Consider the following 14,080-nt stretch of genomic DNA (forward strand, 5'->3'; position numbering starts at 1 on the left):
AACCCGGCAGTGTGGGCGCATGAGGCGCCCCGCTGCCCCCCTTCCCAACCCGATTCTTCCCAGTCGACGCCATGAACGCCACCACACCCGCCGACCGCATCGAGCACGACAGCCTGGGCGAGGTCCGCCTGCCGGGTGACGCCCTGTACGGACCGCAGACCCAGCGCGCGGTCGACAACTTCCCGGTCAGCGGCCGGCCGATGCCGGTGGCCTTCATCGAGGCGCTGTGCCGTTTGAAGGCGGCCTGTGCACGCGGCAATCGGTCCATCGGTTCACTGGATACGCCTCGCGCCGAGGCCATCGTGGCGGTGGTGGATCAACTGCTCGCCGGGCTGGCCGAGGGGCGGTTCCGCGAGGCCTTCCCCGTCGACGTCTACCAGACCGGCTCGGGCACCTCGAGCAACATGAACGTCAACGAGGTGATCGCCCACCTGGCAGGCAACGACGCCGGAGTGCACCCCAACGACCACGTCAACATGAGCCAGAGCTCCAACGACGTGGTGCCCAGCGCCATCCGCGTGATGTCGGTGCGGCGGGTCGAGCACGAGCTGCTGCCCGCATTGGCGCACCTGGAGACCGTCCTGCTTGGCAGGGCGAGCGAACTGGCGGGCGTGGTCAAGACTGGTCGCACGCACCTGATGGACGCGACTCCGATCCGCTTCGACCAGGTGCTGGCAGGCTTCGTCGAGCAGTTGCGTGGCTGGCGAGTCGCGATCGAGCAGGCCCGCGATCGCAATCTCGCACTGCCGCTGGGCGGCACCGCCGTGGGTACCGGCCTGAATGCGCCGCAAGGCTTTGCCGATGCCGCCATCGAGGCGCTCAATCGGGATCTCGACCGCGACCGCCCCTTCAGCCGCCTGGCCCATCCGGCCGCCGGCATGAGCGTGCAGGACGATTCCCTGGCACTGAGCTCGGCCCTCCGCGGTGTGGCCGCCTTCCTGCACAAGCTCGCCAACGACCTGCGCTGGATGAACAGCGGTCCACTGGCCGGTCTGGGTGAAATCAGCCTGCCGGCACTGCAGCCGGGCAGCTCGATCATGCCGGGCAAGGTCAACCCGGTGGTGCCGGAGTCCGTGGCGATGGTCGCCGTCCAGGTACAGGGTCTGGATCACGCTGTCGCCATGGCCGCCCAGTCGGGCAACTTCGAGCTCAACGTGATGTTCCCGTTGGTGGCCGCCAACCTCGACGAGATGATCGCCCTGTCGGCCAATGCCTCGCGGCTGCTGGCGGACAAGGCGATCGCCGGGTTTACCGTCAACCGCGAGCGCATCGAGCGCGACCTGGCCGCCAACCCGATCCTGGTGACGGCGTTGAACCCGGTGATCGGCTACGAGGCCGGCGCGGCGATCGCCAAGCGCGCCTACGCCGAGGGTCGGGCGGTGATCGACGTGGCGCGCGAGATGACCGACCTCGACGAGGCGACGCTGACCGAACTGCTCGACCCGAGACGCCTGACCGACGAGGGCTAGTCGCCTGCGCTCGGGTGGACGATCATGTTTGCGGCCAGGTCGGCTAGACGGCCGAGTGCGCCGCCGGCGCCGAGCCGGTCGCGAATCTCCGCCAGTGCCGTGCGCTGCGCCCGGGTCCCGTCCGTGGTGAGGATCGCTTCGAGGTCATTTGCCAGGCGCGGCGGTGTCGCCTCGTGCTGGATGCGCTCCGGGACAGCCTCGCGGCCGAGGATGATGTTGGGCAGGCCGACGTGTTCGACCTGCACCAGCCGTTTTGCCAGGGCGTAGGTCAGCGCGTTGCTGCGATAGGCGATCACCTGGGGCGTGCCGATCAGGGCCGCCTCGAGCGTGGCGGTGCCGCTGGCGACCAGCAGGGCGTCGCTCGCCGCCATCACCTGACGGGCGCCGCCCTCGGTGATCGTCAGTCGATCGCGCAGGGGCGACGACGGTGCGATCGTCGCGATCTGCCTGTCGAGCCATTCCGGGTCGATCGATCCGGCGCGCGGCAGCAGGAAACGCCGCGCCGGGTCGGCTGCCAACAGGCGCTCGGCGGTGGCGAGAAACACCGGCAGCAGCCGCTCGATCTCGCCGCGTCGACTGCCGGGGAGCAGGCCGATGGTCGGTTCGCCGTCGATCGACAGGGCACATCGGGCCCTGTCGCGATCCGGCGCCTCGCGTTCGATCAGGTCGAGCAGCGGGTGGCCGACGTGCGTGGTCGGCAGCCCGTGCTGGGCGAACAGCGGCACCTCGAAATCGAACAGCACCGCCAGGTGATCGGCGAAGCGGTCGAAGTGTCGTGCCCGGCCGGCGCGCCACGCCCAGACCTGCGGTGCGACGAAGAACAGTACCGGGATGCCGCGTGCCTTGGCGGCCTTCGCCAGGCGCTGGTTGAACTCCTGGAAGTCGATCGCGATGACCAGGTCCGGCCGCTCGCGATCGAGTGCCTCGACCAGGGTGGCCATCGCCGCGCGCAGTTGCCCGTAATGACGCAGTACCTCGACCAGTCCCATCACCGAGACCTGGTCCAGGTCGACGATGGTCTCGATGCCCGCAGCGCGTGACTGGGCGCCCCCCAGGCCGAAGGCCGTCGCCCCGGGCAGGCGTGCGGCCAGGCGCGGCATCAGCTCGGCGGCGTACATGTCGCCGGAGGCCTCGCCGGCGGCGAACAGGATGCGCGGATGGCTGGTCGTGGTGGGCAAGCGGTCCTCGAACACGTGAATTGGCGGGAAAGGGAGTGACGACAATGGGCGCGAGTATGCCGCAAGCCGACCTGTTTGACGATCTGGACCCGGCGGGCTGCTACTGCGGGGTAGACGAGGCCGGGCGCGGGCCGCTGGCCGGACCGGTGGTCGCCGCGGCGGTCATCCTCGACCCGGTCCGCCCGATCCGCCTGCTCGACGATTCCAAGAAACTCACCGAGCGTCGCCGCGAGGCCCTGTTCGACGAGATCTGCGACCGTGCCGCCGGCTGGGCGATCGCCGAGGCGAGCGTCGCGGAGATCGACGAGCTCAATATCCTGCACGCCTCGATGCTCGCCATGCGCCGTGCCGTGCTCGCCCTGCTCGATGACGGCCATGCCTTCGACCGGGCGCATATCGACGGCAATCGCTGCCCGGAACTGCCGGTGCTGGGCCGGGCGCTGATCGGGGGGGATGCCGCCGATCCGGCGATCGCCGCGGCCTCGATTCTCGCCAAGGTCACCCGGGACCGCCAGATCGTCGCGCTCGATACCGAGTACCCCGGTTATGGCCTGGCCCGCCACAAGGGCTATCCCACGCCGGCTCATCTGGCCGCCCTTGGCGAACTGGGGCCCAGCCCGATCCATCGTCGTTCGTTTGCCCCGGTGCGTCGCCTGCTCGGCTGAACGGCATCCCGCCACGATCCGGTGCCCCCCAGTACGCGGTCGCGCGCCAGCTACGCCGACCGCGATCAGCAGCAGATCGCTGATCGGCAGGAAGCGGCTAAAGTGGTGGCCGCGGGCTGGAGTGGCGCTTGGACGAGCGGGTGTTCCGTCACCGCGACAGGGGACGTGTTCGACATGGTGACGGGCGGTTCCTGGGTGGTGCGACGGTTGTCAAATGGCAGTGTTGGCCAGCCCCTCGGTCAGATCAAGTATTCGGTTGCCGGGTGGCGGGAGAGAAAGCCGGCCGGTGAGGCAGACGCCCCGTAGGCGCCTGATTGCAGGACGCCGAGCCAGTCCCCGGGGGCCAGCGCCGGCAGGGGCTGGTTCTTGCCCAGCACGTCGAGTGGCGTGCACAGCGGTCCGGCGATATCGACCGTCTCGTTGTCCCCGTCGTCGAGTCGATCGACCGCGACCACCGGCCAGTTGCGTCGCAACACCGCGCCGAGGTTGCCGGAAAGCGCCAGGTGATGGTGCATGCCGCCGTCACAGACGAGATAGGTGCTGCCGCGCGAGACCTTGCGGTCGACCACCCGCGTGAGATAGACACCGGCGCCGGCGACCAGGAAGCGTCCGATTTCCAGGCGCGTGACGATGCGCCGGCCACTGGCGTCGCCCAGCGCGTCGAGATCGGCAGCGAGCCGCGCGAAGGCCGGCGCCAGCCCATCGAGGTCCAGCGGGCGGTCGCCGGGGTGATAGGCGACCCCCAGGCCCGGGCCGATGATCAGCTCCTCGGGCGTGAAGCCGGTGGTCTGCTGCCACTCGCGCAGCAGGTCGAGCCAAGCCGCCAGCGTGGCGGCGATCGCCTCGGCATCCAGGCTCTGCGAGCCGGCGAACAGGTGCAGCCCGACGAGATCGACGCCGCCCTCGGCAAGCCGTTCGCGCTGCCCGAGCAGCGCGGGAATCGCCTCGCTGTCGATGCCGAACGGCCGGGCGCCGCCGCCCATGTGCATGCCCGAGCCCTTGAGCGCGAACGGCGGGTTGACCCGCAGCGCCACCCGGGCGCGCCGGGCCAGGCTGCGTGATTCGGCGGCGATGCGCTCGAGCTCGCCGACCGACTCGGCATTGATGGTGACGTCCTGCTCGATGGCAAAGCGGAGCTCGGCGCGCGACTTGGCCGGCCCGGCGATCGAGAGCTTGTGTGCCTGGCCGGCCACGTCACGGGCCAGCTGCATCTCGGCCAGCGAGGCGCAATCGAAGCCGTCGACCTGATCGGCCAGATGACGGACCAGCGGCGGGAAGGGATTTGCCTTGATGGCGTAGTGGATGCCGATCGAGGCCGGCAGCACCGCGCGCAGCGCATTCACCGCCGTGTCGAGGCAGCGGCGGCTGTAGACGTAGGCCGGCGTCTGCGGCACCCGGGCCGACAGCGGCTGGCCGTCGATGGCCAGCTGGCCGACCGCCTGGTCCCAGCACGCAGCCAGCGGGCCGAGGGTCTGCTCGAGCACCTCGCGGCCACTGGCGGGTTTGGGCGATTCGCGCGTTGCCATGGTCAGTGCGCCTCCGTGGGGTCCGCCAATGCCTGGCGGTCGAACTTGCCGTTGGCCGAGCGGGGCAGGGCGGCATGCCGGGCGATCTCGGCCGGTTGCTGGTAGGGCGCCAGGTGCCGACGCAGATGATGGCGCAGCGCATCGAGGTCCGCCCCGCCCGGGGCGACGTGCAGGACCAGTCGCTGGTTGCCGCTTTCCGGGTCGGGCAGGCCCAGGGCCACGGCCTCGTCGATGCCGGGGGCGGCGTGGGCCGTCGCCTCGATCTCCTCGGGGCTGATGCGAAAGCCGGCCACCTTGATCTGCTCGTCGAGCCGGCCCTCGAAGTACAGCCGGCCCGCCTCGTCCATGCGTACTCGATCGCCGCTGAACACCACCCGCTCGGCCGTCTCGTCCGGCCAGCCGGATGGCGGGGCACGGAACCGCTCGGCGGTGGCGCGGGCGTCGTTGATGTAGCCCTGCGTGACCAGCGGGCCGCCCTGGACCAGCTCACCGCTTGCCCCCGGGCCCAGCAGCTGTCCGTGCTGGTCGACCAGGCCGATGGTCGTGCCGGGCAGCGGGTAGCCGATCGAATCGGGGTGGGCGTCGACCTCCTCGGGTGGCAGGAAGGTGGCGCGGAAGGCCTCGGTCAGGCCGTACATCAGGAACAGCCGCGTTGCCGGGCGCGCCTCGCGCAGCCGGCGCACGGCGGCCACCGGCAGCGCGCCGCCGGAGTTGGTCAGTATCCGCAGCGCCGGTGCCTCGGCAAGCCAGGATTGCCGCGACAGTGGCACCAGCAGGCCGGGCGTGCCGGCCAGCACGGTCGCCGTCTCGCGCAGCAGGGGACGTTTGAGGTCGGCGGGCAGCAGGTAGTCGTCGAGGTAGACCGCCGCGCCGACGGACAGCCCGGTGGTGACCTGCGAGAAGCCGTAATCGAAGGCCAGCGGCAACACCGCGGCGATCACATCACTGGCGTGCAGGCCGAGGTAGTCGGCCACCACGGTCGTGCCGGTATCGAGGTTGCCCTCGCTGACCATCACCCCCTTGGGCAGGCCGGTGCTGCCGGAGGTGAAGAACAGCATGGCGAGCCGCTCGGGCGCGGATCGCCGCTCGCCGGCAGCCTGTTCACCCGCGTCGGTCGCGTCGGGCGGGGCGATCGCGTCGGGCGTTGCGCGGCCGGTCGGCCACCACCCCCAGGCCGACTCGAACGTGGCCTGGCCGTGCTGTCGGAGACGGGCGCGATCGGCGAGCAGTCCGCGCGCCTCGCAGCGGGCGAGCTGGTGGTCGACCTGCTCGGCCCGCAGTCCCGGGTGGGCCGGGGCGGGGACGATGTCCTCGGCGAGCATGGCCAGCAGCCAGACGACCGTGTCGACCGACTTGCCGGCCCAGAGGACCACGCGATCGCCGGCGGCCAGGTCGAGGCCGCGCAGCGCCGACCGGGCGCCTCGCACCCGGCTGGCGAGCCCGGCGTAGTCCAGCCACTCGTGCCGGTCGCCCAGCGCGCGGGCGCCGGGCCGGGTGCGGGCCTGCCGGTCGATGGTGTAGATGAGCTCGATGGGCATGGACGGCGGGTCTTGGGCAGTGTCCGGACGGGACGGGTATACTCTGCGGTCTTCGGCGGGCACGTGCCCGCTCGGCGTCGACGGGCGGCATGCCGCCCGGTCGGAACGCGGATCGCGCATCTTAGCACGCCCCGCCGGGCACTCGGCGGGACACCACAGGCCGCCGTCACGGCGGCGGCCGGCGTTTTTGGAACCATCAGGTATGGCAGGCAACACCTTCGGCACCCTGTTTCGGGTCACGACCTTCGGCGAATCCCACGGACCGGCGCTCGGCGCGATCGTCGACGGTTGCCCGCCGGGGCTGAAGCTCTCGGAAGAGGACCTGCAGGCCGATCTCGATCGCCGCCGGCCGGGCACCTCCCGGCACACGACCCAGCGGCGTGAGCCCGATCGGGTGCGCATCCTCTCCGGGGTGTTCGAGGGCGAGACCACCGGCACGCCCATCGGCCTGCTGATCGAGAACGTCGACCAGCGCTCCAAGGATTACTCCAAGATCGCCGAGCAGTTCCGCCCCGGGCATGCCGACTACAGCTACCGGCAGAAGTACGGCGTGCGCGACTATCGCGGCGGCGGGCGCTCCTCGGCGCGCGAGACGGCCATGCGGGTCGCCGCCGGCGCGATCGCCAAGAAGTGGCTGGCCGAAACCCATGGGGTGACCGTGCGCGGGCACCTCTCCCAACTTGGCCCCATCGAGCTGACCGAGGGCTGCTTCGACTGGGCCGCGGTGGGCGAGAACCCGTTCTTCTGGCCCTGCGCCGACCAGGTGGCCGAGCTCGAGACCTTCATGGACGACCTGCGCCGTTCCGGCGATTCGGTCGGTGCCAAGGTCACCGTGCGGGCCGAGGGCTGCCCGCCTGGCTGGGGCGAGCCGGTGTTCGACCGGCTGGATGCCGACATCGCCCATGCCCTGATGGGCATCAACGCGGTCAAGGGCGTGGAGATCGGCGACGGCTTCGACTGCGTCGCGGCGCGCGGCACCGAGTTCCGCGACGAGATGACACCGGATGGGTTTCTCTCCAACCACGCCGGCGGCGTGCTCGGCGGGATTTCCAGCGGGCAGGACATCGTCGCCCACCTGGCATTGAAGCCGACCTCGAGCATCCGCCTGCCCGGTCGCAGCGTCGACAAGCAGGGGGAGGCGACCGAGGTGGTCACCACCGGCCGTCACGATCCCTGCGTCGGCATCCGCGCCACGCCGATCGCCGAGGCGATGCTGGCGCTCACCCTGATGGATCACGCCCTGCGCCAGCGCGGGCAATGCGGTGATCTCGCCACCGACACGCCGGTCATTCCGGCCGGGGACGGCTCGACTCCCGGTCGATGAGCGCGGCCCCGGCAGGACAGGGCGAGGTGGTGAGCCTCAACCCGATACGACTCGGGTACTTCGCCTTCTTCCTCGGGCTGGGGATCTACCTGCCCTATTTCAGCCCCTACCTGATCGAGCAGGGCTTTGCGCCCGACACGGTCGGCGCGATGCTCGCGATGGTGATGGCCGCCAAGCTGGTCGCCCCGCCGCTGCTGGGCTGGGCGGTCGATCACAGCGGCCGGGTGATCGTCTGGCTGATCGCGACGTCACTGGTCAGTGCGGTGCTGGCCGCCGGGCTGGCCCTGCTCGCCGGTATCGATGCCGGGCTGGTCGGCTGGATGCTGCTCCTGGTGGCCTTCGGTTTCTTCTGGCAACCGCTGCTCTCGCAACTGGACGTCGCCGCGTTGCGCCTGACCGGCCCGGCACCGGAACGCTACCCCGCCCTGCGCGCCTGGGGCTCGATCGGATTCATCGTCGCCTCAGTGGGCCTGGGGGCGCTGATCGACCGCATCGGCCTCGATGCCGTGCCCTGGCTGATGGCCGCGGCCCTGGTCGCCCTGGCGGTGGTGCTCTGGCAGGTACCCGAGCCCGGCGTGCCGCGCGAGACCGGGGCGCGCCCGGTCTCGATTCGAGATCGGCTGCGCGAGCCGGCCATGCTGGCCTTCTTCGCCGGCTCGTTCCTGATCAATCTCTCCCACGGCGTCTACTACGCCTTTTTTTCCGTGCACCTGGCCGAGCTGGGCTACTCGGCGACGGCCATCGGCCTGTTGTGGGCGCTGGGCGTGGTCGCCGAGATCGTGCTGTTCTTTCTGCTGCCGGGATTGCGCAATCGCTTCGCGCCGCTGTTTCTCATGCTGCTCGCCATCGGGCTGATGGCATTGCGCTGGCTGCTGATCGGCTACCAGGCCGACGTGCTCGGCTGGCTGCTGTTCGCCCAGTTGCTGCACGCGGCCAGTTTCGGCATGACCCACGCGGTCGGCATCTGGGTGATCGACCACCAGTTCCCCGGGCGCACCCATGCCCGAGGCCAGGCGATCCTGTCGGCGGTCAGCTATGGCGGTGGCGCGGCGCTCGGCTTGTACCTCGCCGGGCTGCTCTGGGGTAGAGTGGAGCCCGGTCCGGCCTTCGCCGCGATGACGCTCGCCAGCCTGCTGGCGTTCGCGCTGATGCTTGCCGCCCGTCGGGTGGTGCATTGGTCACCGGGCGAGCGTGAGATGGCCTGAGGACGGTCTGCACGAATGTCATGCCGCTCCGCACGCCTTGACCTGGGCAGATGCGAGGTATCCGTTCGTCGCGGAAGGGTGGCTCCCTTCTCCAGGAACGGTAAAGCTGTAGCTGTCCGGCTTACGGCTCGCCAAGCCAGAGTGGCATGCCATTCGTGCAGACCTTCCCTAACTTTCAGCACGAGGACGTCGTGAGTCAGAGCTCCGCCAAGGATAGTGCGAAACCGGCCAGCGTGGCCGCGGCCGACTGGTATCGCGGTCCGGTCGGCCGACTGGTGGCCGCCGACCTGCTCGCCATGCTCTCCCGGCGGGCCCAGACGGCCTTCGGCTACCACGCGCTGGTGCTGGGTGAACCCGGGCTGGAATTCGAGCGGCGTTTCGGTTGGCAAGGGCGCCTGCGCATCGATCACCGTGTGCTGGTCGGTCCGCGCGGCGGCGGTATCGGCGATGCCGTCGGCACCTTGCCGGTCGAGCTCGACGCCCTGCCGATCGAGAGCGAGGCAGCCGATCTGGTGATCGCGCTGCATGTGCTCGAGGACCGACGCAACCCGCACGAGATTCTGCGCGAGATCGACCGGACGCTGCGGCCCGAGGGGCGCTTGCTGATCGTCGGGCTCAACCCGGCGAGCCTGCTGCACCTGCGTGCGCGGTTCTGGCCCGGCTGCCATGCGCCGCTGGCGCTCGGCCACCATCATCCAACCTGGCGGGTGGTCGACTGGCTGCGGGTGCTCGGCTACCGGATCGACGCGATCGAGCCGGTCGGTGGCGTGATGCCGTGGTGTCGCGAGAATGCCTATCGGCGCGGCGAGCGCTCGCGGCGCTGGAGCGCCGAGTGGGCCTGGTTTCTCAATGGCCTGTACGTCATCGACGCCACCCGGCGAGTCGCCCGTCCGAGCCGCCCCAAGCCCGCCTTCCGTCTGTCGTCGCTGGTCGGCCAGCCGGTGCGCGGCGAGGTCGCCGGCCTGCGTCGTCATTCGTTCACAGACAAGCACTAGAGTTAGGTTACCCAACATGGATTCCGGCGCGAACGACATCCCGACGAGCCGCAAGGTGGTGCACGCCTGGACCGATGGCGGTTGCCGCGGCAATCCCGGCCCCGGCGGCTGGGGGGCGGTGCTGCGGTTCGGCGAGCACGAGCGCGACCTCTGGGGCGCGGACACCGAGACCACCAACAACCGCATGGAACTGACCGCGGCGATCGAGGCCCTCGATGCCCTCAAGGAGCCATGCGAGGTGCACCTGACCACCGATTCGCAGTACGTGCGCCAGGGCATCACCGAGTGGATCCACAACTGGCGGCGGCGCAACTGGCGCACCGCGGCCGGCAAGCCGGTCAAGAACGCCGATCTCTGGAAGCGCCTCGAGCAGGCGGCGGCCAGGCACGAGGTGCACTGGCACTGGACCCGCGGGCACGTCGGCCATCCCGAGAACGAGCGCGCCGACCAGCTCGCCAACCGGGCGATGGACGAGGCCGCCGAGGAAGCCCGGCAACCCTGACCGCATCCGGTCTGCGGGCAATGCGCCGGCCTCGCTTCGGCCGGTCCATCTGTCTATGCTGGCGATTGATCGTTGGACGCGCCATCGCGGTCTTCCATCCCGTATCCCGTTCCCCGTTCGAGGACGCTTCGGCGAAAGGTCATGACGGAAGAATCCAACCCTGCCGGAACCTGGCATGCGCAGCGGCCCGAGGCCGTGCTGGAGGCGCTCGACTCCCGCCCCGATGGGCTCGGGACCGACGAGGTCGAGGCGCGCCGGGACGAGCATGGCCCCAACCGGCTGCCGGAAGCGGCCCGTCCCAGTCCCTGGCGACGGCTGCTGCGCCAGTTCCACAACATCCTCATCTACGTGCTCCTGGCCGCGGCCGCCATCACCGCCCTGATGGCGCACTGGGTCGATACCGCCGTGATCGTGGCGGTGGTGGTGGCCAATGCGGTGATCGGATTCATCCAGGAGGGCCGCGCCGAGCAGGCGATGAAGGCCATCCACAAGATGCTGGCCCTGAAGGCCGGCGTGATCCGCGACGGGCGCCGACAGGCGGTGGCGGCCGAGGACCTGGTGCCCGGCGACATGGTCCTGCTGGAACCGGGTGATCGCGTGCCGGCGGACCTGCGTCTGCTGGAGGTTCACGACCTGTGGGTCCAGGAGGCGGTGCTCACCGGCGAGTCGCTGGCAGTGGAGAAGCGCCCCGACCCGGTCGATGCCGACGCGTCCCTCGGCGACCGGCAGTCGATGGCGTTCAGCGGCACGCTGATCACCCGCGGGCAGGGGCGAGGCGTGGTGGTCGCCACGGGGGCGTCGACCGAGATCGGTCGCATTTCCGGCATGCTGGCCGATGTCGAGACGCTGACCACGCCGCTGGTCCGGCAGATGGACCGGTTCGGTCGCTGGCTTACCGTCGTCATCCTGGCGATCGCCGCCATGATCCTGGGGCTGGGGCTCTGGTGGCGGGACATGGCCTTCGAGGAGCTGTTCATCGCCGTGGTCGGGTTGTCGGTGGCCGCCATCCCGGAGGGGCTGCCGGCCGTGCTCACCATCACGCTGGCCGTCGGGGTGCAGGCGATGGCCCGGCGGCACGCCATCGTCCGGCGCCTGCCGGCGATCGAGACCGTCGGGTCGGTGTCGGTGATCTGCACCGACAAGACCGGCACGCTGACGCGCAACGAGATGGCGGTGACCGTGGTCGCCTCCGGCGACGAGGAGTACACGGTATCCGGCGAGGGCTATTCCCCGATCGGCCAGGTGTGCCGCGAGCAACAGCCGGTCGACGGGGCGGGCGTCGACGCGCTTTCCGAACTGGCCCGGGTCGGCCTGCTGTGCAACGACGCGAGCCTGCACGAGCAGGACGACGAGTGGCGTGTCGAGGGCGACCCCATGGAAGGGGCGCTGGTGGCGTTCGCCGGTCGGGCCGGGCTGGAGGTGGGCAAGGAGCGGGATCGCTGGCACCGAAGCGACTCGATCCCCTTCGATTCCGAGCATCGTTTCATGGCCACGCTCGACCACGACCACGAAGGTCATGCCTGCCTGTTCGTCAAGGGTGCGCCCGAGCAGTTGCTGTCGATGTGCGATCGGGAACGGCTGGTCGACGGGGAGACGCGGCCGCTCGACGTCGACCGCTGGCGGGAGCGAGCCCACGACCTGGCCTCTCGGGGGCATCGGGTACTGGCCCTGGCCTTCTTGCCGGTCGACCCGGAGCACACGGTGCTCGAGCGCCGCGAGGTCGAGGCGGGCCTGGTGTTTCTCGGGCTGGTGGGGCTGTCGGACCCGCCGCGGCCGGAAGTGCCGGATGCCGTGGCCGAATGCCGGCGGGCCGGCATCCGGGTGAAGATGATCACCGGGGATCATGCCGGCACGGCCATGGCCATCGCCGGTGAGATCGGCCTGGAAAACCCCGGGGAGGCGCTCACGGGGACGGACATCGAGCAACTCTCGGACGAGGAGCTGTACCAGCGGGTCGCCGAGATCGACGTCTACGCCCGCACCAGCCCCGAGCACAAGCTGCGACTGGTGAAGTCGCTGCAGGCCCGTGGCCACAGCGTGGCGATGACCGGCGACGGGGTGAACGACGCCCCGGCGCTCAAGCGGGCGGATGCCGGGATCGCCATGGGGCAGCGCGGCAGCGAGGCGGCCAAGGAGGCCGCCGAACTGGTGCTGGCGGACGACAACTTCGCCTCGATCGTCGCCGCCATCCGCGAAGGCCGCACGGTCTACGACAACATCAAGAAGGTGATCAGCTGGACCCTGCCGACCAACGCCGGCGAGGCCCTGACCATCATGGTGGCGCTACTCGCCGGCATGACCCTGCCGATCACCCCGATCCAGATCCTCTGGATCAACATGATCACGGCCACGACGCTGGGCCTGGCGCTGGCCTTCGAGCCCACCGAGGCGAACACCATGCGCCGCCCGCCGCGCCCCGTCGACGAGTCGATCCTCACCGGCGGCTGGATGATCTACATCGTCTTCGTCGGGCTGGTCTTCCTTGCCGGGGTGTTCGGCGTGTACCACTACGCCATCGGGCAGGGCTACTCGCTGGAAGTGGCACGCACCATGGCGATGAACGCGCTGGTGGTGATGGAGATCTTCCAGCTGTTCTTCATCCGCACCATCAATGACGCGTCCTGGTCCTGGCAAGCGCTACGCGCCACGCGCCCGGTCTGGCTGGCGGTGCTGGTCGTGGTGCTCGCCCAGCTGGCGATGACCTACCTGCCGGCCTTCCAGGCCGTGTTCGAGACCGAGGGTCTGTCCCCGGCCGACGCTCTTCTCGTGGTCGCCATCGGGGTGGGCTCCTATGCCCTGATGGAGCTCTACAAGCTGATCGGCCGGCGGGTTTCCGGCTCCTGGGGCTGAGTTCGCGTGAGTGGACCGAGGTAACCTGACGATGAAGCAATGGATGTCACGCAATGCCGGCCGGCTGGGGATCGCCCTGGCCGCGCTGCTGCTGTTCGCCTGGGTGATCACCGGCGAGCGCGAGCCGGCCGACGACGAGGCGCCGGAGCGTTCCGGGGCGGTCGCGGTCGGCCTGACCGACAGCCGGGCCGAACCGGTCGAACGGCTGGTCACGCTCCAGGGTCAGGTCGAGCCCGAGCAGGTCGTGCGGGTGCGGGCCAAGACGGGCGGGGAGGTCGCCGAGACGCCGGTGTCGGAGGGCGAGGTGGTCGAGGCCGGCCAGCGGATCGCCCGTCTTTCGATGGACGACCGCGAGGCGCGCCTGCGAGAGGCGAAGGCGGCCGAGCGCCGGGCGCAGGGTGACTACGACGCCGCGGCCCGCCTGGCGGACCAGGGCTTCCAGGCCCGGCTGGGAGCGGAACGCGCCCTGGCCGATCTCGAGGCGGCCAGGGCACGCGTCGCCTCGATCGAACTGGACATCGAGCGCACGGACATCGAGGCCCCGATCGGCGGGGTGCTCAACCACCAGATCGCCCGTCGCGGCGACGTGGTTGCCGCCGGCGAGCCGGTGGCCGAGATCGTCGAGAACGACCCCCTGCGTGCCGTGGTGCAGGTGCCCCAGCACCGGGTCGACGAGGTGATCGAGGGACTGGAGGCCCGCGTGATCTTCGTCGACGGCGAGGACCGCGACGGCTCGGTGGTCTACGTCTCGGTGACCGCCGACGACCAGACCCGGACCTTTCGGGCACGGGTAAGGGTGCCCAATCCCGACCGTGACCTGCCGGCCGG

Annotated in this window: 11 protein-coding genes; 8 read left to right on the top strand and 3 right to left on the bottom strand. The window is 70.3% G+C overall.

The features are described from left to right. Positions 1-71 precede the first annotated feature (71 nt). Positions 72-1,469, top strand: a complete 1,398-nt coding sequence (locus ACLFRM_RS03615; RefSeq protein WP_410754348.1) for a class II fumarate hydratase — start codon at positions 72-74, stop codon at positions 1,467-1,469. On the opposite strand, the gene lpxB is transcribed toward ACLFRM_RS03615, so the two are convergent. Next, the gene (gene lpxB / locus ACLFRM_RS03620; RefSeq protein ID WP_410754349.1) at positions 1,466-2,647 is read right to left on the bottom strand and encodes a lipid-A-disaccharide synthase; all 1,182 of its coding nucleotides are present in this window, start codon (positions 2,645-2,647) and stop codon (positions 1,466-1,468) included. The two genes, ACLFRM_RS03615 and lpxB, sit on opposite strands and share 4 nt — an antisense overlap. Before the next feature lie 56 nt (positions 2,648-2,703). Between lpxB and rnhB the strand changes: the two genes are divergently transcribed. Then, positions 2,704-3,312: a ribonuclease HII gene (gene rnhB, locus ACLFRM_RS03625; protein ID WP_410754360.1), complete on the top strand. Its 609-nt coding sequence runs from the start codon at positions 2,704-2,706 to the stop codon at positions 3,310-3,312. 239 nt (positions 3,313-3,551) lie between these two features. Here rnhB and ACLFRM_RS03630 read toward each other — a convergent pair whose 3' ends face one another. Both ACLFRM_RS03630 and ACLFRM_RS03635 read right to left on the bottom strand, forming a co-directional pair. Then, the gene (locus tag ACLFRM_RS03630) at positions 3,552-4,838 is read right to left on the bottom strand and encodes a pyridoxal-dependent decarboxylase, exosortase A system-associated (RefSeq protein WP_410754350.1); all 1,287 of its coding nucleotides are present in this window, start codon (positions 4,836-4,838) and stop codon (positions 3,552-3,554) included. Between the two features lie 2 nt (positions 4,839-4,840). Next, the gene (locus tag ACLFRM_RS03635) at positions 4,841-6,376 is read right to left on the bottom strand and encodes an AMP-binding protein (protein ID WP_410754351.1); all 1,536 of its coding nucleotides are present in this window, start codon (positions 6,374-6,376) and stop codon (positions 4,841-4,843) included. Between the two features lie 202 nt (positions 6,377-6,578). Between ACLFRM_RS03635 and aroC the strand changes: the two genes are divergently transcribed. The 6 genes from aroC to ACLFRM_RS03665 all read left to right on the top strand — a co-directional run. Then, positions 6,579-7,700 carry a chorismate synthase gene (gene aroC / locus ACLFRM_RS03640; RefSeq protein WP_410754352.1) on the top strand — a complete coding sequence of 374 codons (1,122 nt, stop codon included), beginning with the start codon at positions 6,579-6,581 and terminating at the stop codon, positions 7,698-7,700. Beyond that, the gene (locus ACLFRM_RS03645) at positions 7,697-8,905 is read left to right on the top strand and encodes an MFS transporter (RefSeq protein ID WP_410754353.1); all 1,209 of its coding nucleotides are present in this window, start codon (positions 7,697-7,699) and stop codon (positions 8,903-8,905) included. Before aroC ends, ACLFRM_RS03645 begins: the two co-directional genes overlap by 4 nt. Before the next feature lie 191 nt (positions 8,906-9,096). Continuing rightward, complete coding sequence (locus ACLFRM_RS03650; RefSeq protein WP_410754354.1) at positions 9,097-9,900, top strand: class I SAM-dependent methyltransferase; 804 nt, start codon at positions 9,097-9,099, stop codon at positions 9,898-9,900. Positions 9,901-9,916: 16 nt separating this feature from the next. After that, the gene (gene rnhA / locus ACLFRM_RS03655; RefSeq protein ID WP_410754355.1) at positions 9,917-10,402 is read left to right on the top strand and encodes a ribonuclease HI; all 486 of its coding nucleotides are present in this window, start codon (positions 9,917-9,919) and stop codon (positions 10,400-10,402) included. A gap of 141 nt (positions 10,403-10,543) precedes the next feature. Then, entirely contained in the window at positions 10,544-13,252 is a 2,709-nt protein-coding gene (locus ACLFRM_RS03660) for a cation-translocating P-type ATPase (RefSeq protein ID WP_410754356.1), read from the top strand. Between the two features lie 43 nt (positions 13,253-13,295). Beyond that, on the top strand, positions 13,296-14,080 hold a 785-nt coding region (locus ACLFRM_RS03665; protein WP_410754357.1), incomplete at its 3' end, for an efflux RND transporter periplasmic adaptor subunit.

The sequence above is a fragment of the Guyparkeria sp. genome (assembly GCF_046540515.1).
Classification (GTDB): domain Bacteria; phylum Pseudomonadota; class Gammaproteobacteria; order Halothiobacillales; family Halothiobacillaceae; genus Guyparkeria.

Excerpts from the sequence above, each read along its gene's own strand:
- ACLFRM_RS03615 (WP_410754348.1), top strand. The coding sequence starts at position 72 with ATGAACGCCACCACACCCGCCGACCGCATCGAGCACGACAGCCTGGGC.
- rnhB (WP_410754360.1), top strand. The coding sequence starts at position 2,704 with ATGCCGCAAGCCGACCTGTTTGACGATCTGGACCCGGCGGGCTGCTAC.
- ACLFRM_RS03630 (WP_410754350.1), bottom strand. The coding sequence starts at position 4,838 with ATGGCAACGCGCGAATCGCCCAAACCCGCCAGTGGCCGCGAGGTGCTC.
- ACLFRM_RS03635 (WP_410754351.1), bottom strand. The coding sequence starts at position 6,376 with ATGCCCATCGAGCTCATCTACACCATCGACCGGCAGGCCCGCACCCGG.
- aroC (WP_410754352.1), top strand. The coding sequence starts at position 6,579 with ATGGCAGGCAACACCTTCGGCACCCTGTTTCGGGTCACGACCTTCGGC.
- ACLFRM_RS03645 (WP_410754353.1), top strand. The coding sequence starts at position 7,697 with ATGAGCGCGGCCCCGGCAGGACAGGGCGAGGTGGTGAGCCTCAACCCG.
- rnhA (WP_410754355.1), top strand. The coding sequence starts at position 9,917 with ATGGATTCCGGCGCGAACGACATCCCGACGAGCCGCAAGGTGGTGCAC.
- ACLFRM_RS03660 (WP_410754356.1), top strand. The coding sequence starts at position 10,544 with ATGACGGAAGAATCCAACCCTGCCGGAACCTGGCATGCGCAGCGGCCC.